At 54.8% G+C, this 17,112-nt stretch carries 12 protein-coding genes; 4 read left to right on the top strand and 8 right to left on the bottom strand.

All coding sequences use genetic code 11. From position 1 onward, the window contains the following. The first annotated feature begins 133 nt into the window (after positions 1-133). Complete coding sequence (gene hrpA / locus DEU53_RS04830; RefSeq protein ID WP_110866219.1) at positions 134-4,030, top strand: ATP-dependent RNA helicase HrpA; 3,897 nt, start codon at positions 134-136, stop codon at positions 4,028-4,030. A 155-nt stretch (positions 4,031-4,185) separates the two neighbouring features. Here the strand turns inward: hrpA and DEU53_RS04825 are convergent, their stop codons facing one another. The 5 genes from DEU53_RS04825 to rstA all read right to left on the bottom strand — a co-directional run bounded on the left by DEU53_RS04825 (position 4,186) and on the right by rstA (position 9,444). Beyond that, complete coding sequence (locus DEU53_RS04825; RefSeq protein WP_110866218.1) at positions 4,186-4,992, bottom strand: serine protease; 807 nt, start codon at positions 4,990-4,992, stop codon at positions 4,186-4,188. A gap of 278 nt (positions 4,993-5,270) precedes the next feature. Next, the gene (asr, locus tag DEU53_RS04820; protein ID WP_007888004.1) at positions 5,271-5,741 is read right to left on the bottom strand and encodes an acid resistance repetitive basic protein Asr; all 471 of its coding nucleotides are present in this window, start codon (positions 5,739-5,741) and stop codon (positions 5,271-5,273) included. A 170-nt stretch (positions 5,742-5,911) separates the two neighbouring features. Then, positions 5,912-7,399, bottom strand: a complete 1,488-nt coding sequence (locus tag DEU53_RS04815) for a carboxypeptidase M32 (RefSeq protein ID WP_110866217.1) — start codon at positions 7,397-7,399, stop codon at positions 5,912-5,914. A 12-nt stretch (positions 7,400-7,411) separates the two neighbouring features. Continuing rightward, complete coding sequence (rstB, locus tag DEU53_RS04810; protein WP_110866216.1) at positions 7,412-8,722, bottom strand: two-component system sensor histidine kinase RstB; 1,311 nt, start codon at positions 8,720-8,722, stop codon at positions 7,412-7,414. Further along, complete coding sequence (gene rstA, locus DEU53_RS04805; protein ID WP_101764317.1) at positions 8,719-9,444, bottom strand: two-component system response regulator RstA; 726 nt, start codon at positions 9,442-9,444, stop codon at positions 8,719-8,721. The genes rstB and rstA overlap by 4 nt, the downstream gene beginning before the upstream one ends. A 176-nt stretch (positions 9,445-9,620) precedes the next feature. Between rstA and DEU53_RS04800 the strand changes: the two genes are divergently transcribed. Then, the gene (locus DEU53_RS04800) at positions 9,621-10,034 is read left to right on the top strand and encodes a hypothetical protein (RefSeq protein ID WP_110866215.1); all 414 of its coding nucleotides are present in this window, start codon (positions 9,621-9,623) and stop codon (positions 10,032-10,034) included. On the opposite strand, the gene DEU53_RS04795 is transcribed toward DEU53_RS04800, so the two are convergent. Beyond that, positions 10,031-11,422: an amino acid permease gene (locus DEU53_RS04795; RefSeq protein WP_110866449.1), complete on the bottom strand. Its 1,392-nt coding sequence runs from the start codon at positions 11,420-11,422 to the stop codon at positions 10,031-10,033. The two genes, DEU53_RS04800 and DEU53_RS04795, sit on opposite strands and share 4 nt — an antisense overlap. 224 nt (positions 11,423-11,646) lie before the next feature. Beyond that, positions 11,647-12,603 carry a DUF1471 family protein YdgH gene (gene ydgH, locus DEU53_RS04790; RefSeq protein WP_110866214.1) on the bottom strand — a complete coding sequence of 319 codons (957 nt, stop codon included), beginning with the start codon at positions 12,601-12,603 and terminating at the stop codon, positions 11,647-11,649. Between the two features lie 539 nt (positions 12,604-13,142). Between ydgH and pntA the strand changes: the two genes are divergently transcribed. Further along, positions 13,143-14,672, top strand: a complete 1,530-nt coding sequence (pntA, locus tag DEU53_RS04785) for a Re/Si-specific NAD(P)(+) transhydrogenase subunit alpha (protein ID WP_101764319.1) — start codon at positions 13,143-13,145, stop codon at positions 14,670-14,672. Positions 14,673-14,683: 11 nt separating this feature from the next. Next, a complete protein-coding gene (pntB, locus tag DEU53_RS04780) occupies positions 14,684-16,072 on the top strand; it encodes a Re/Si-specific NAD(P)(+) transhydrogenase subunit beta (RefSeq protein WP_101764320.1) in 1,389 nt (462 codons plus the stop codon). Between the two features lie 78 nt (positions 16,073-16,150). On the opposite strand, the gene uspE is transcribed toward pntB, so the two are convergent. Next, on the bottom strand, positions 16,151-17,107 hold the full coding sequence (uspE, locus tag DEU53_RS04775) for a universal stress protein UspE (protein ID WP_101764321.1): 957 nt from the start codon (positions 17,105-17,107) through the stop codon (positions 16,151-16,153). Positions 17,108-17,112 lie beyond the last annotated feature (5 nt).

The raw sequence follows: 17,112 nt of genomic DNA, 5'->3' as shown, positions 1-17,112 counted from the left end.
TGTTCGAAATAATTGAATAACCTCGCACGTCCCGTTCAGGCAGGTGTTCCAAATTGTGCTATGATGCCGACCATTAATTGCTTGAATCCGCCGGGAAATCATCTGCCCGCTGCAACAACAGGTACGCATCGCTATGTCATCATCCGACTCTTCACCTTTAGCCTCCCTTTGGCCGCGGCTCGATAATCTGACGCTGCGCGACAGTCAACGTCTGCGACGTCGACTGCTGGGTGCTGCAAAGGTGAAAAATCCTGCGGCGCAGCAGGGCATTGTGGCTGAACTGGAGCCGGAATTTGTCGCGGCGGAGCAACGCCTGGCGCAGCGCACGGCGGCGACACCGCGCATCACTTTCCCGGACAACCTGCCGGTTAGTCAGAAGCAGCAGGACATTGCTGATGCGATCAGTCAGCATCAGGTAGTGATCGTCGCGGGTGAAACCGGATCGGGTAAAACCACGCAGCTGCCGAAAATCTGCCTGGCGTTGGGGCGCGGGGTTAAAGGGCTGATTGGTCACACTCAGCCGCGTCGTCTGGCGGCGCGCACCGTGGCCAACCGCATTGCCGATGAGCTGGAAACCTCGCTCGGCGGCACCATCGGTTACAAGGTGCGCTTTAACGATCAGGTGAGCGAAACCACCCAGGTTAAGCTGATGACCGACGGTATCCTGCTGGCAGAAATCCAGCAGGATCGCCTGTTGCTGCAGTACGACACCATCATTATCGATGAAGCACACGAACGCAGTCTGAACATCGATTTCCTGCTCGGCTATCTGCGCGAACTGTTGCCGCGTCGTCCCGACTTAAAAGTCATTATCACGTCAGCGACCATCGATCCGCAGCGTTTCTCACGCCATTTCCACAATGCGCCGGTGATTGAAGTGTCCGGCCGGACGTATCCGGTCGAAGTGCGTTATCGCCCAATGGTGGAAGAGGCTGACGACACCGATCGCGATCAGCTGCAGGCTATTTTTGATGCGGTCGATGAGCTGGGACAAGAGAGCCGCGGCGATATCCTGATCTTTATGAGCGGCGAGCGCGAAATCCGCGATACTGCCGATGCGCTGATGAAGCGCGATATTGCGCACACCGAGATTCTGCCGCTGTATGCGCGCCTGTCGAACGCCGAGCAAAACCGCGTGTTCCAGTCGCATAGCGGACGCCGCATCGTGCTGGCGACCAACGTGGCGGAAACCTCGCTGACCGTGCCTGGCATCAAATATGTTATCGATCCTGGCACCGCACGTATCAGCCGCTACAGTTTCCGCACTAAAGTGCAGCGCTTGCCGATTGAGCCGATTTCGCAGGCTTCCGCTAATCAGCGAAAAGGGCGCTGCGGCCGCGTTTCGGAAGGTATCTGTATTCGCCTCTATTCCGAGGATGATTTCCTCAGCCGCCCGGAATTTACCGATCCCGAAATTCTGCGTACTAACCTCGCCTCGGTGATTCTGCAGATGACCGCGCTGGGACTGGGCGATATTGCTGCCTTCCCATTTGTCGAAGCACCGGACAAGCGCAATATTCAGGATGGCGTGCGCCTGCTGGAAGAGCTGGGTGCCATCACGCTGAGTGAAGACGAAACCTACAAGCTGACGCCTTCGGGCCGCCAGCTCGCGCAGTTGCCAGTCGATCCGCGTATGGCGCGCATGGTGCTGGAAGCGCAAAAATTTGGCTGCGTACGCGAAGCGATGATCATCACCGCGGCGCTATCGATTCAGGACCCGCGCGAGCGTCCTTCGGATAAAAAGCAGGCATCTGACGAAAAACATCGTCGTTTTGAGGATAAAGAGTCCGATTTCCTCGCCTTCGTGAATTTGTGGAATTACCTGCAGGAGCAGCAAAAAGCGCTCTCCAGCAATCACTTCCGCCGCTTGTGTAAAACCGAGTTCCTTAACTATCTGCGCGTGCGTGAATGGCAGGATATCTACACGCAACTGCGTCAGGTGGTGCGGGAACAGGGGATGCCGGTGAACAGCGAACCTGCGCCGTATCGTGAAGTGCACTGCGCTTTGCTTACCGGTTTGCTGTCGCATATTGGTCAGAAAGATAACGATAAGCAGGAGTTTACCGGCGCTCGCAACGCGCGCTTCGCCATCTTCCCCGGTTCCGGGCTGTTTAAGAAGTCGCCGAAGTGGACCATGGTGGCGGAACTGGTGGAAACCAGCCGTTTATGGGGCCGCGTTGCCGCACGTATCGATCCGGAATGGATCGAACCGCTGGCGCAGCATCTGATTAAACGCAGTTACAGCGAACCGCACTGGGAAAAAGCACAGGGCGCGGTGATGGCGACGGAAAAAGTGACGCTTTACGGCCTGGCAATTGTGCAGGCGCGTAAGGTTAATTACAGCCGCATCGATCCCCAACTGAGCCGCGAGCTGTTTATCCGTCATGCGCTGGTGGAGGGCGATTGGCAGACGCGTCACGCCTTCTTCCGCAATAACCTGAAACTGCGCAACGAAATTGAAGATCTGGAGCACAAATCGCGTCGACGCGACATTCTGGTCGATGATGAAACGCTGTTCGCTTTCTACGATCGCCGCATCGGCAGCGACGTGGTGTCTGCACGCCATTTCGATAGCTGGTGGAAGCAGGCCAGCAAAGAGAATCCGGATCTGCTGAGCTTTGATAAGCAAATGCTGATCAAAGACGGCGCGGACAAAGTCAGCCAGCTCGATTACCCCAACTTCTGGCATCAAGGCAACCTGAAACTCAAACTGAGCTATCAGTTTGAACCGGGCGCGGATGCCGATGGCGTGACGGTGCACATTCCGCTGCCGCTGCTGAACCAAATCGAAGAGACCGGTTTTGAGTGGCAAATTCCGGGCGTGCGCCGCGAACTGGTTATCGCGCTGATCAAATCGCTTCCCAAGCCGGTGCGCCGCAATCTGGTACCCGCGCCCAACTACGCCGAAGCGTTTCTCGGCCGCGTTACGGCGATGGAACTGCCGTTGCTGGATGCGCTGGAACGCGAATTCCGCCGCATGACCGGCGTCACCATTGACCGGGAAGCCTGGCAGTGGGATCAGGTGCCCGATCACCTGAAAATGACTTTCCGGGTGGTTGACGAGCACAACCGTAAGCTGCAGGAAGGCAAAAATCTGCATCAGCTGCGGCTGCTGCTGAAAGGCAAAGTGCAGGAAACGCTGTCGAAAGTGGCGGATGATGGCCTGGAACAGAGCGGTTTGCACATCTGGAGCTTTGGCGATTTGCCGCAAAGCTACGAGCAGAAGCGCGGCAGCTATCAGGTCAAAGCCTGGCCGGCGCTGGTGGATGAAAAGGACAGCGTGGCGATTCGCCTGTTCGATAGCGAAGTGGAACAGCAGAAAATGATGTGGCGCGGTCAGCGTCGCCTGCTGCTGCTCAACATTCCGTCGCCAACCAAGTATCTGCACGAGAAGCTACCGAACAAAGCCAAACTCGGTTTGTACTTCAATCCCTACGGCAAAGTGCTGGAACTGATCGATGACTGCATCGCCTGCGGCGTGGATAAGCTGATGGCGGAGGCGGGCGGCCCGGCGTGGCAACAGGAAAACTTCGAACAGCTGCGCGACAAAGTGCGTGCTGATTTGAATGAAACCGTGGTCACCATCGCTAAACAGGTCGAACAGATCCTGACCTGCGTGTTCAATATCAACAAGTTCCTTAAAGGACGCGTGGATATGTCGCTGGCGCTGGCGTTAGGCGATATCAAAGCGCAAATGAATGGCCTGGTGTATCGCGGTTTCGTCACCGGTAATGGCTGGTCGCGTCTTGGTGATACGCTGCGCTATCTGCAAGGTATTGAGCGTCGTCTCGAGAAGCTGCCGGTCGATCCTCACAGCGATCGTGCGCGTATGCTAAAAGTGCAGGCGGTGGAGCAAGCCTGGCAGACGTGGCGGAATAAATTGCCGCCCCAGCGTCAGGATGATGCCGACGTGCAGGCGATTCGCTGGATGCTGGAAGAGCTGCGAATTAGCTATTTCGCCCAGCAGCTGGGCACGCCTTATCCAATTTCGGATAAGCGTATTCTGCAGGCGATGGAGCAGTTGAGTTAATTGTTAGATGGCGCGATAAATCGCGCCGCTACGAAACAGCGCGGTTTTAACATCGCACAATTCTCGAAGAAAACGGCAAGGCGGGGCAGCGGCCCCAGGGATGGGCCACGACGACGTTACGTAGCGGCCCCGCCTTTTTGCCTGAGAGCGCCGAATTACTGAGCTAACTCTTCCAGCTTATCTTTAAAGGACGGCACCGCAATCGCGCGGTTATCGGCACGGTAACGATCGGCCGGCGCGGGTGCTGAACTCTGTACTGCAATCAACTGCCACTCATCACCGCTCTTCAACAGCAGCGGCGAACCGCTGTCGCCCGGCAAGGTATCGCACTGATGCGACAACACTGCACGCTGCGCCCAACCGGTCACTAAACAATCGCTGTGCGAATAAAGCGTATCCAGGTGATCGGCCGGATATCCGGCTTGCGTCACTTTACGTTGCGTGGTTTTCAACGCGGCGGTTAAATCGCCACGCGAACCCTCAAACAATGGAATCGGCACAATACCGGAGGGCGGGTTATGCAAAATAACCAGTCCATAATCGTAGGGTGCGGCTCCCGGCGGCACGATCCAGCCTTCGCCGTCTGCCTGCAACCGGCGCGCTAAAGAGGGTTCAACGCGCGCATCAATATCATGAATCTCGTAGCGCCAACCTTTCGCGCTGGCCATAAAACGCAGCGCCACCGGCTTATCAAACTTGCCGGGCGGAGCCAATAAACAGTGTCCGGCGGTCAACGCCAGATGGGCAGAAATCAAGGTGGCAGTGCAGAGGTTACCGCTTTCGGTCTCTAACTGACCGATGGCATCCCAGGGCGCGGCGCTCACGTCGCTAATCGCCTGGCGATGATCTTTGCCAAAGAACAACGTTTTGATGTCTTCCGGGCTTGGCCCATCTTCATCATCGGCATGTGCTGTGTGGGTAAAACTGAAAAGACCAACGAGTAACAGGATAGCCAGGCGCATAGTTCTCTCAATGGCGAGAATAAGTAGAAGTTGTTGTCATCACGCTTGAGCGATAACTATAGTCGGTGAGCGGTGAAAAAGGGAGAAATATTGGAGTAATCAGCACGCTACAACGACTAGATAAAAAAGCTGGCTGCAACTATGCCACAGAGGATCATCACAATCAGAATAATTTCGAAGCGATAGCGACGCACCATTTTTCGCTACTCCAGTAAATAAACACCCGGCATAACCGGGTGTTTTCAATCATCAATACGGTGTTGGCGCTAAAGGCGATCTTATTTAGCTGCTTTTTTCACTTTGTGGTGCTTTTTAGCAGCCTGAGCTTTCTGCGCAGCTGGCTTAGTTACTTTGTGGTGCTTTTTAGCAGCCTGAGCTTTCTGCGCAGCTGGCTTGGTTGCCTTGTGGTGCTTTTTAGCAGCCTGGGCTTTCTGTGCAGCTGGCTTGGTTGCTTTTTTGTGGTGCTTTTTCGCAGCCTGGGCTTTCTGTGCAGCTGGCTTGGTTGCTTTTTTATGATGCTTTTTAGCGGCCTGAGCTTTCTGTGCAGCTGGCGCTTTCTTCTCTACTTTTTTGTGCTTCTTAGCAGCCTGCGCTTTCTGAGCAGCAGGTTTCTTATGATGTACTGCTTTGTGTTTCGCTGGCGCTGCAGTGGTTGCTGGCGTTGCTGGAGCAGCTGTGGTCTCAGCAGCGAAAGCAACAGAAGACATACCCATAGCAGCGGCGATCACCAGTGCAAATAATTTTTTCATTGCAAAATCCTCGAACTATTTTTTCATGTGTAGCCCACTGCGGGGCCGGTGAAAACACTATATGAAAAACAATTCAGGCTTTCCGTGAGGCATTGGTATCGGCGTGTAACGGATTGTACAAAGCGGCGTAAAGGAAGAGAAAAGGGCGGCCGCATCGGCCGCCGCGCAGTTTACTCAGAGAGATAACGTTGTTCAAGGTGCTGACGGAAATAGTGCGGATTCAGCGCTTCGCCGGTGGCATTGATCAGCAGCTGCTGCGTTGGGAAACGGCTGCCGTGCTGCCAGATGTTCTGCTGCAACCAGTCAAACACTGGCTGCAACTCACCTTGCTGGATCAGCGCCTCAACCTGCGGAATGGCACGCTTCACCGCCTGGAACAGCTGGGCTGCATACATCGCACCCAAGGTGTAGGTTGGGAAATAGCCAAACGCACCGTCGGTCCAGTGAATATCCTGCATGCAGCCATCGCGATAATTACCGCGCGTATCAATGCCCAACGATTGCTGCATCTTCTCGTCCCACAGCGCCGGGATATCTTCAACTTCAATCTCGCCCTCAATCAGCGCGCGCTCGATCTCGTAACGTAAAATCACGTGCGCCGGATAACTCAGTTCATCAGCGTCGACACGAATAAAGCCCGGCTTCACGCGCTGCGCCTGACGGATAAAGTTGTTTAACGTCAGCGCAGGCTGATCGCCCATCAGCGCCACCACCTGCGGATGAATGTGCTGCAGGAAGGCTTTACTGCGCCCCAGCTGCATCTCCATAAACAGGCTTTGCGACTCATGAATTGCGGTAGAACGCGCCTGCGCCACCGGCTGACCGCGCCACTGTTTTGGCAGATTCTGCTCGTAACGCGCATGGCCGGTTTCATGAATTACGCCCATCATGGCGCTGAGGAAGTCGTTCTCATTGTAACGCGTGGTAATGCGCACATCTTCCGGCACGCCGCCGCAGAACGGATGCGCACTCACATCTAAACGACCGTGATTGAAATCGAAGCCCAGCGTTTTCATCACGCTCAGGCCGAGCTGTTTCTGCGATTCGATAGCGAACGGACCCACCGGCTGCGCGATCGGGGTTTGCTGCTGCTTCGCCACTGCTCTTTGTAGCAGGTCGGGCAACCAGCTTTTCAGATCGCTAAAGGTTTGATCCAGCTGCGCGCTGGTCATGCCAGGCTCAAACACATCCAGCAGCGCGTCGTAGCGCGATACGCCGAGTGCATCGGCACGCAGCTGCGCCTCTTGACGACTCAGCTTGACCACTTCTTTCAGATTGGCGGAGAAACTTTGCCAGTCGTTCGCCGGACGCTGCTGACGCCAGGCGTGTTCACAGCGCGAACCGGCCAGCGACTTGGCTTCCACCAGTGAGGCGGGCAGCAGCGTCGCTTGCTGCCAGGCGCGCTGCATCTCGCTCAGGTTAACCTGCTCGACATCATTCAATGATTCCTGCTGCGCGGCATCAAACAGCCCGCCGAGGCGTTTATCGGTCAGCACTTCGTGCATGAACACGCTCAGTTCGGCCATCGCTTCACCGCGCGCCTGGCTGCCGCCCGGCGGCATAGTGGTTTGCATATCGACACCGGCAATGGCGCCTAAATGGCCAAAGCGGGAGAGACGCTGAAAAGTGCGGCTAAGTTCTTGATAAGCGGAAGTCACGTAAAAAGCTCCTTATGACGGTAAGCGTGGCGCAATGTCCCGCAAGGGTAGATCAACCGGCCAGCAAAAGCGAACGCTGGCGCCGCCAAGCGGGCTGCTCTCAATCGACACTTTTCCCTGCATGGCCAGCGCAATGGAGTGCACGATCGCCAGACCCAAACCACAACCGCCGGTGGCGCGATCGCGGCTCGGATCGAGGCGTACAAAAGGTTCGAACACGCGGGCGCGCTCTTCCTGTGGAATGCCCGGACCGTCGTCTTCCACCTGCAAACAGCCCAGCGCGCCATCAAACCATAAGCTGACGCGCAGGCGCTGTTGCGCATAGCGCAGGGCGTTATTCACCAGATTATCCAGCACACGCTCCATAAGGCGCGTATCAGCGCTGCCGACGTTCTCCAGCTGCGGGATATCCAGCGCAATCTGCGTCTGCGGATTCATGGTTTGCACGTCTTCAATATGTGCACGCAGCCATTGCGCCAGATCGAAGGATTGCAGATGAAGATCAACGCGCGGACGATCGAGGCGCGCATACGTCAGCAACTCCTCAATCAAACTCTCCAGCTGGCCCACATCGCGGTTCAGCGCGGCGGATTCCGTGGCGGTGAGGTTATCGCTCATCTCCAGCCGGTAGCGCAGTCGTACCAGCGGCGTACGCAACTCGTGTGCGATGCCGTCAATCAGCTGTTTCTTACTGGCAACCAGCGTGTTGATGTTCTCCGCCATCTGATTAAACGCCACGCCAAGACTGTGCAGGCTGGAGGTGCTTTCAAAATGGGTGCGCACGTCGAGTTCGCCCCGGCCAAAACGCTGCGCGGCTTTCTCTAGCCGCTGCATCTCTTGCCAGTGCGGACGCAGCCAGATAAACACCGGCAGCGCCAGCGACATCCCGATAAATGCCAGCAGCGCGATATCCAGAATGCGCATCTGATGCAGATAGAAAAGATACGGAATCGGGCCAACGGAAAGCACATAGTGGCTGCGCGGAATATGCTGTAAGAAGGTGTACTGATCGTCAATCGCCACGATTTCCCCGGCGCGCAGGCGCTTCATGTCTGCATCACCCAGCTGATATTTGCTCATCGGTTCAATATTCAGATCAAACGACAGGTCAAGATCGAGGCTGCGAATGGTTTTGCTCCAGTCGCGCGGTGGGATCTCGCGCAGTTCGCTGCGCATCAAAAAAAGCGAGCTGGCCATCAAGTCGTTCATCGACTGGCGTCCGGCGCGTTCGGCGGTGAATTTGTATACCAGCCCAACCAGCAGCGTCATCACCAGAAAACAGACGAACAGCAGCAAATAGAACTGAATAAAGAGCTTTCTCATGCGGAACGGGTATCCCAGGCCTGCGGCGCGAACAGATAGCCTTTGTTACGGATGGTTTTGATGCGGAATGGCTCGGTGGCGCTATCGTAGAGTTTTTTGCGTAAGCGAGAAATTGCCACGTCGATGCTGCGATCCATGCCATCGTAGGTCACGCCGCGCAGGGTTTTCAGCAGCGCATCGCGATTGAGGATCTGTCCGGCGTGATTCGCCAGTTCCCACAGCAGATCGAAATCGGCGGTGGATAGCACAATATTCTCCTCAAACAGCGTCACCTGGCGATTGAGCGAGTCGATGGTCAGGGAACCAAAACGCAGCACGCGTTGTGAGCTTTGTAGAGCGGGCGTCACTTCCGGCTGACCGGCATGCGCCTGACGCAGATGCAAACGTAGGCGCGCCAGCAACACCGCCGGCGGCGTGGTTTTGAGGATGTAATCGTTAGCGCCCATCTCCAGCGACAGAATGTGGTTCATGTCGCTATCGAGCGAGGTGAGCAGCACAATCGGACCTTGCCAGCTGGCACGTAGATCGCGGCACAGTGTCATGCCATCTTTGCCGGGTAACATGATATCCAGCATCACTAAATCGGGATCGTGCAGGGCGATGGTGGCTTCGGCGCGGTCACCGCGCGTTTCAACAATAACTTCAATATCGTGGCGGCCAAGATAAGCGGCGATCAGTTCGCCTACTTCTGGCTCATCTTCCACATAGACGATTTTGTTCATAATTCACTGTGACGGATGAGAATCTCAGCAGCATAGCTTTTCCTGGTCCTGAGCTCTACGCTATCGCACGAAATATCCCTGCGTGACTGGTATGTATACCGTGAAATGTGCCATCATTAGCGGCGCGTTGTCGCGCAAGGTTCGGAACCGTAACGAAAAACAGGAGGAGTGCGAGAGTGTCTGATAAAGAGCTGGCTTCAGCCGGATACAGTGATCGCATCTGCTTCAATTACAGTGATTTTCTCTCCGCTTCCTGCAAAAAACGCTGGAGTTTTGTTGATGCCATTTATGGCGTGATGCCTATTTTTGGCATGGTGACGCGTAAATCGGCGCACAACCTTCAGGCCAGCGACGATCATCTGAAAGAATTAGCATTACAAATCATTTCAACACAGGTGAGCGACGAGATTAATATCGCGCGTTTGATCACCCTGGCCGAACAACAACACATCAGCCGCTTTGATATTCAGCTGCCGTATCCGCTGTCAACCGAGCAGCTTGACGCTATTCATCAGGAATACCGTAAGCCGCTCAATCTGACACAGCAGGATGACCTGCTGTGCGTTTCCATTCCCCTCCAGCCGCACTAATTCGTTAGCTGCCACAACGCGGGCAGTGACGCCGCAATCAACAACACAATCGCGATGCGCTCCAGCTGTGACAACATTTTGTCGCCACGGCCGCCGCGTCGTGCGTACAGAAACAGCAGCAATCCGGGCGCATAGAGCACGACTGAAAGCAGCAAATGCAAAGGACCCGATGCATACAGCAGCCAAATGCCATAGACGCTGGCACCGACGCCGGTAAACATCGCCCAGGGTTTGTTCTGCCCGCGTACTACCTTAATCAGATACAGACCCACCAGCAGATAGGGCACCAAAATCATTTCTGAAGCGATGGTCAGCAGCGTGTTGTAATCCGCACCGGTTAAGGCGATCAAAATCAGGCAAACCTGTACGCTGCCGTTGGTCAGCCATAACGACGCCGAAGGGGAGTTGTGGCGGTTCTGACGCGCGATGCTGCGCGGGAAGGCACCTTGTTGTGCGGCGAGGAACGGCACTTCAGCGGCCATAATCGTCCAGCTCAGATAAGCGCCGCACACCGAAATAATCAATCCGACCGCAATCACCGCATCGCCCCAATGACCGAGCAAATGCTTCATCAAACCCGCCATAGAAGGGTTGCGCATCTGCGCCAGCTCGGCACGCGGAATCACGCCTAACGACAGCAGCGTAACCAGCAAGTAGACCAGCAGCGCGGCCAGCACCGCCATCAGCGTGGCGCGTCCGACATCCTGTTTATTACGCGCACGCGCAGAAACCACCACCGCGCCTTCCACACCAATAAATACCCACAAGGTGATCAGCATGGTTTGCTTCACCTGCTGCCACAACGGCTGACCGAGTTCCACGCCGCTGAAATCAAAGCGGAAGCGATCGTAGTTGAATGCCAGCAGCGCCAGCACCACAAACAGCAACAGCGGCACCAGTTTTCCCAGGGTCGCCAGCAGATTAATGCTGGCCGCAGTTTGCACGCCGCGCAGCACCAGACAATGCACCAGCCACAGCAGCACCGACGCGCCGAGCATCGCCTGCCACGTATTGCCATCACCAAACACCACGCGATCCGGCGTGTCGGTAAAGAAACTCAGCGCCGAGAAGACAATCACCAGATAAGAGACGTTGGCAATAACCGCACACAGCCAATATCCCCACGCCGAGCAGAAGCCCATCAGCTCGCCAAATCCGGCGCGCGCATAGGTAAAGATGCCGCCATCCAACTCTGGTTTCAGCCGCGTCAGCAACAGCATGGCGAGCGACAGGAAGATGATGCCAACGCCGGTGATGAGCCAGCCGATCAGCAGCGCCGCCGGGCCGGCAACCGCTGCCATATTTTGCGGCAGGCTGAACACGCCAGCGCCCAGCATAGAGCTGAGTACCAACGCGGTGAGCGCACTAAGACCTAATTTTTTATCCAAAACGCCCATCCTAAACAGCAGAGTATGCTGGGTGGTGACGATTCCGCTGGAGTGTCGCGTGGCAATGAGCCAACTTTGAAACGGAATCCCCTAAAAACAGGCGGCAGATTTTACGGAGTGCAAACGGGGAAGGCAATGCAAGACTATGCAAATCTGCGCACAGATTATGCAGTTAGTATGAAGGAGATTTTGAAAAGGGCGGCGGACGCCGCCCTTAATCGCTATTACTTGAACAGATCGGCGGTGACGGTCAGGTTGCCGCCGCTCTGGTTCTGCCATTGACGCGTGATGTGGTAGTACTTAGCGCCTTTTTCCACTGCGCGTTTGCCAACCGCTTCCGAGATTTCGGTTGGGGTACCAAAGTGATCGGAGAAGGTGATGGTGTCAAACGGCTGCATCTGCGCAGCAGTAATCGCATTCACTTCCTGCACGCTACGGCCATCGGCAGTTTTCACCGTGTAACGTTGGCCGGTTGAGCTTTGCGTTTCGAAGAAACGACCAACGTTGCGGCTTGGGGTATCCGAAGAGGCCACGCCAGGAATGGCCACTTTAGTGGCGGCGGTGCCACCTGCGGCCAATGCTGCTTTACCGGCTTCAGAATCTGCTGGGATTGAATCAGAGGTGTTCTGTACTTTACGTTCTGGCGCATCAGCCTTGTAAACATACGCGGTCACGTACTGGTTGCCGCCGTTGTTAGCATCAACCTGACGCACGATAAAGAACGATGCCGCACCTTTATTTTTGGCTGCCTTGGCAATCGCTTCATTAACATCTGGCTGGCTGGAGAAGAAGCCATTTACCGATACGGTGTCATACGGCTCAAGGCGATAAGCTTCTGCTTTCGGCAGCTCTTTCACGCCTAAGAAGGTGCGATATTTAGTGGAGTCATCCGCTTTCGGTGCGTTAGCTTTATACAAATCAGCCGTTACGCGCCAGTTACCGCCGTTGCCGTTGCTATCATTAATACCCTGAACATAGAAAGAGTCAGCGCCTTTGGCATCGGCTTGTTTGGAGATGGCATCAGTTGCATCGCCAATCGCATTGAAACGGCCGCTGATATTAATACGTTCGAATGGTTTCAACGCGGCCGCTTGCTCTGGCGTTAACTCTCTAGCAGCAAACGCATTCGCTGCCAGCAGTGATAACAAGGTTGACGCCAGAATGGTGTTCTTCAGCTTCATAAAAATGATCCTTCGCCTTACGCAAAATGAGTACGAAAACGTGCTGGACTCTTGATGTATAACAGATTAGCCGTTGATTATTGCATGTAATAATCGGCCTGTCTCAGCCAATTTAAGCGCATAACATTGACAATCTCTGCCGTTTATTCATCGACCTGTCATTGACTTCTGTTACGGCTCTTTTTTGCACAGATAACCACTTATTCTGGTAACACTTAATGCCATAATAGTTAACGCATTGTTAATTAAAGTTTTTTAAAAACACTTAATTCGACATGACACGATTTTGCGCAGCAGAATATTTTTTAATAAACACCAAATGCAGTGGCAAAACATGGCATTCAATCTTTGTGTCTGAATATTTGTGTGAATGTCATAAGTGGGCGTTATCGCTGTGGATCACTCTTCATATTTTCAGTAGGTTATAAAGACTTTGTTACATTGTGCATTTTGCTCATAAAAAGCTGAAACACTGTTTCGGCTTTTGAGCTTTTTGCCACTTTCAGAACCTCATCCTTTAATTGTTGAAAGGAAACAGTATGTTAATTGGGATACCCAAAGAACGGTTAGCCAACGAGTCGCGCGTGGCCGCCACGCCAAAGACCGTTGAGCAACTGATCAAGCTGGGATTTAGCGTCACCGTTGAACAGAGCGCAGGACTTCGCGCCAGCTTTGATGATGAAAGCTTTATCGCCGTCGGCGCCACTATTACTAACACTCACGATGTGTGGCAATCGGACATCGTTTTGAAAGTGAATGCGCCGGACGATCAGGAGATTGAACTGACGCGCGCCGGTAGCACGCTGGTGAGCTTTATCTGGCCTGCGCAGAATCCCGCGCTGTTAGAAAAGCTGGCAGCACGCAACGTCACCGTGATGGCGATGGATTCGGTGCCGCGTATTTCTCGTGCGCAGGCGCTGGATGCGTTGAGCTCAATGGCGAACATCGCGGGTTATCGCGCCATCGTTGAAGCCGCTCATGAATTCGGCCGCTTCTTCACCGGTCAAATCACCGCTGCCGGTAAAGTGCCGCCAGCCAAAGTGATGGTGATCGGTGCGGGCGTCGCGGGATTAGCGGCCATCGGTGCGGCAGGCAGTTTGGGTGCCATCGTGCGTGCGTTCGATACGCGTCCGGAAGTGAAAGAGCAGGTACAGAGTATGGGCGCCGAGTTCCTTGAGCTGGACTTTGAAGAGGAAGCGGGCAGCGGCGATGGTTATGCCAAAGTGATGTCTGAAGCCTTTATTAAGGCAGAGATGGAGCTGTTTGCCGCGCAGGCGAAAGAAGTGGACATTATCGTCACCACCGCGTTGATTCCTGGCCGTCCGGCCCCGAAGCTGATTACTGCCGAGATGGTTGCCAGCATGAAACCAGGCAGCGTAATCGTCGATCTGGCTGCGCAAACTGGCGGTAACTGCGAATTGACGGTGGCCGATCAGGTGACCTTAACCCCTAACGGCGTGAAGATTATTGGTTACACCGATTTGCCAAGCCGCCTGCCAACCCAATCCTCACAGCTTTACGGCACCAACCTTGTCAACCTTCTGAAACTGCTGTGCAAAGAGAAAAACGGCGAAATTACCGTTGATTTCGACGACGTGGTGGTGCGCGGGGTGACGGTGATTCGTGATGGCGAAGTGACATGGCCAGCGCCGCCGATTCAGGTTTCCGCCGCGCCGAAAGCGCAACCCGCCGCACAGCCGCTGCCGAAGGCCGAAGCCAAACCGGTTTCACCATGGCGCAAGTATCTGCTGCTGGCGCTGGCGGTGGTGCTGTTTGCCTGCCTGGCCAACGTCGCGCCGCCGGACTTCCTGTCACACTTCACCGTGTTCGCGCTCTCTTGCGTGGTCGGCTATTACGTAGTGTGGAACGTGAGTCACGCATTGCACACGCCTTTGATGGCCGTCACCAACGCCATTTCCGGCATTATTGTGGTGGGTGCGGTGCTGCAGATGGGCCACGGCGGTTGGGTCACGATTCTGTCGTTTATCGCCGTACTGATCGCCAGCATCAATATCTTCGGTGGTTTCACCGTCACCCAGCGCATGCTGAAAATGTTTCGTAAGAATTAAGGGGTAGCAACATGTCTGGCGGATTAGTTACTGCAGCATATATTGTTGCCGCGATTCTGTTTATTTGCAGCCTTGCCGGTCTCTCGAAACACGAGACCTCAAAGCAGGGTAATATTTTTGGTATGAGCGGCATGGCGATTGCGCTGCTCGCCACCATATTTGGCCCGAACACCGGGAACGTTGCCTGGATTCTGCTGGCGATGGTGATCGGCGGTGCAATTGGTTTGCGTCTGGCGAAAAAAGTCGAAATGACCGAAATGCCGGAACTGGTTGCCATTCTGCACAGCTTCGTGGGTTTGGCGGCGGTGTTGGTGGGCTTCAACAGCTATATCGATCACGCGCCAGGCCTCGCGCCGGTGATGGAAAATATCCATCTGACCGAAGTGTTCCTCGGCATCTTCATCGGTGCGGTGACCTTTACTGGTTCACTGGTGGCGTTTGGCAAACTGCGCGGCAAGATCTCCTCATCAGCGCTGATGCTGCCACATCGTCATAAAATGAACCTCGCGGCGTTGGTGGTTTCCTTCCTGCTGATGCTGTGGTTCGTACAAACTGATAGCACCGGTGCGCAGGTGTTTGCGCTGCTGCTGATGACCGTCATTGCGCTGGTGTTTGGCTGGCATCTGGTGGCGTCAATTGGTGGCGCGGATATGCCGGTTGTGGTCTCAATGCTGAACTCTTACTCCGGTTGGGCGGCGGCGGCGGCAGGCTTCATGCTGAGCAATGATTTGCTGATCGTTACCGGTGCGCTGGTCGGTTCTTCCGGTGCCATCCTCTCTTACATCATGTGTAAAGCGATGAACCGCTCCTTTATTAGCGTGATCGCCGGTGGTTTTGGTACCGACGTAAGCGTGGGCGGCGAAAGCGATGAAGTGGGCGAGCACCGTGAAATTACGGCGGAAGAGACGGCAGAAATGCTGAAAGCCTCTTCTTCTGTAGTGATCACGCCGGGTTATGGCATGGCGGTGGCGCAGGCGCAGTATCCGGTAGCGGAGATTACCGAAAAGCTGCGCGCGCGCGGTATCAAAGTTCGCTTTGGTATTCATCCGGTTGCCGGTCGTTTGCCGGGTCACATGAACGTACTGCTGGCGGAAGCGAAAGTGCCTTACGATGTGGTGCTGGAAATGGACGAGATTAACGATGACTTCAGCGATACCGATACCGTTTTGGTGATTGGCGCGAATGACACCGTTAACCCAGCCGCACTGGAAGATCCGCGCAGTCCAATCGCTGGCATGCCGGTGCTGGAAGTGTGGAAAGCGCAGAACGTGATTGTGTTTAAACGCTCGATGAGCACCGGATATGCGGGTGTCCAGAATCCGCTGTTCTTTAAAGACAATACGCAGATGCTGTTTGGCGATGCAAAAGCGAGCGTGGAAGGCATTCTGCGCGCGCTGTAAAAAAGCAGGGCGGTGATGTGATTCACCGCCCTGAGTAGAAATAAGTAGGGCGGCCATGGCGAGCCGCCCTTTTTTTAATCAATCGTCTTCATCTTCTTCGTCATCGTGATCAATCGGCGATTTGAAATCGTCTGGCTTGATCGCCAACAAATCACAACGCAGATGATCAATCACCTGTTCCGCAGTGTTACCCAGGAACGCGGCTGACAAACCGGTACGGCCGATGGTGCCGAGCACCACAATGCCGGCGTCCAGATGCGAGGCAATATCCGGAATCACTTCCTCGGGCAAACCTTTCGCCACGTGGGTGAACTCTTCACTGATGGAGAATTTTTGACGCAGCGCTTTCATCGCCACTAAATGCTGGCCGCGAATCGCGTCGTTGTAAACGCTGGGATCAAAGTCGGGCAGTTCGATAGCAATATTGATCGGGGTGATGGGGTAAGCGCCGACCAAATGCACTTCGGTGTGATTCACCATCTCGGCAAGCAGCGTGGTTTCACGAATCAGCTTCTGATTCAGCTCATCATGATGCGGCTCTTCGCTGGCTAAGTTGACCGCTACCACCGCTTTGCCGCCTTCGGGCCACGCCTGATCTTTCACCATCCATACCGGACATGGACATTTACGCAGCAGATGCCAATCCGTCGGGGTGAAGATGACCGCTTCGAGGCGATCGTGCTGGTGCGCCATTTTCAACACTAAATCATGCTGATGTGCCAGAATTTCCTGGATGATGGCTTCATAGGGACGGTTATGCCAAACCACTTTGATTTCAATTTCAACGCCGGCCTCAATATATGCCTGGGCCTGTTGGCGGATCCATTCGGTACGTTGGCTGATCACCCCTTTGCGCATATTGGAGCGCTCGTCGGGCGACAGCAGCGTGGTCATTTCATATGAGAAGTCGTAAATAGGCAGGAAAGCTTTGATTTTTCCGCCAATACGTTGATTGAGATAAACCGCACGACGCAGCGCGGGCTGATCGTCCTGCTGGGCATCAATAGCCACCAGAATATTTTGGTACCGGGACATAAGCC

Source organism: Pantoea sp. AG1095 (assembly GCF_003208415.1).
Classification (GTDB): Bacteria; Pseudomonadota; Gammaproteobacteria; order Enterobacterales; family Enterobacteriaceae; genus Pantoea; species Pantoea leporis.
Note: the sequence above shows the minus strand (reverse complement) of the source record. Positions and strands in the feature narration are given on the sequence as shown.

Excerpts from the sequence above, each read along its gene's own strand:
- hrpA (WP_110866219.1), top strand. The coding sequence starts at position 134 with ATGTCATCATCCGACTCTTCACCTTTAGCCTCCCTTTGGCCGCGGCTC.
- DEU53_RS04825 (WP_110866218.1), bottom strand. The coding sequence starts at position 4,992 with ATGCGCCTGGCTATCCTGTTACTCGTTGGTCTTTTCAGTTTTACCCAC.
- asr (WP_007888004.1), bottom strand. The coding sequence starts at position 5,741 with ATGAAAAAATTATTTGCACTGGTGATCGCCGCTGCTATGGGTATGTCT.
- rstB (WP_110866216.1), bottom strand. The coding sequence starts at position 8,722 with ATGAGAAAGCTCTTTATTCAGTTCTATTTGCTGCTGTTCGTCTGTTTT.
- rstA (WP_101764317.1), bottom strand. The coding sequence starts at position 9,444 with ATGAACAAAATCGTCTATGTGGAAGATGAGCCAGAAGTAGGCGAACTG.
- ydgH (WP_110866214.1), bottom strand. The coding sequence starts at position 12,603 with ATGAAGCTGAAGAACACCATTCTGGCGTCAACCTTGTTATCACTGCTG.
- pntA (WP_101764319.1), top strand. The coding sequence starts at position 13,143 with ATGTTAATTGGGATACCCAAAGAACGGTTAGCCAACGAGTCGCGCGTG.
- pntB (WP_101764320.1), top strand. The coding sequence starts at position 14,684 with ATGTCTGGCGGATTAGTTACTGCAGCATATATTGTTGCCGCGATTCTG.
- uspE (WP_101764321.1), bottom strand. The coding sequence starts at position 17,107 with ATGTCCCGGTACCAAAATATTCTGGTGGCTATTGATGCCCAGCAGGAC.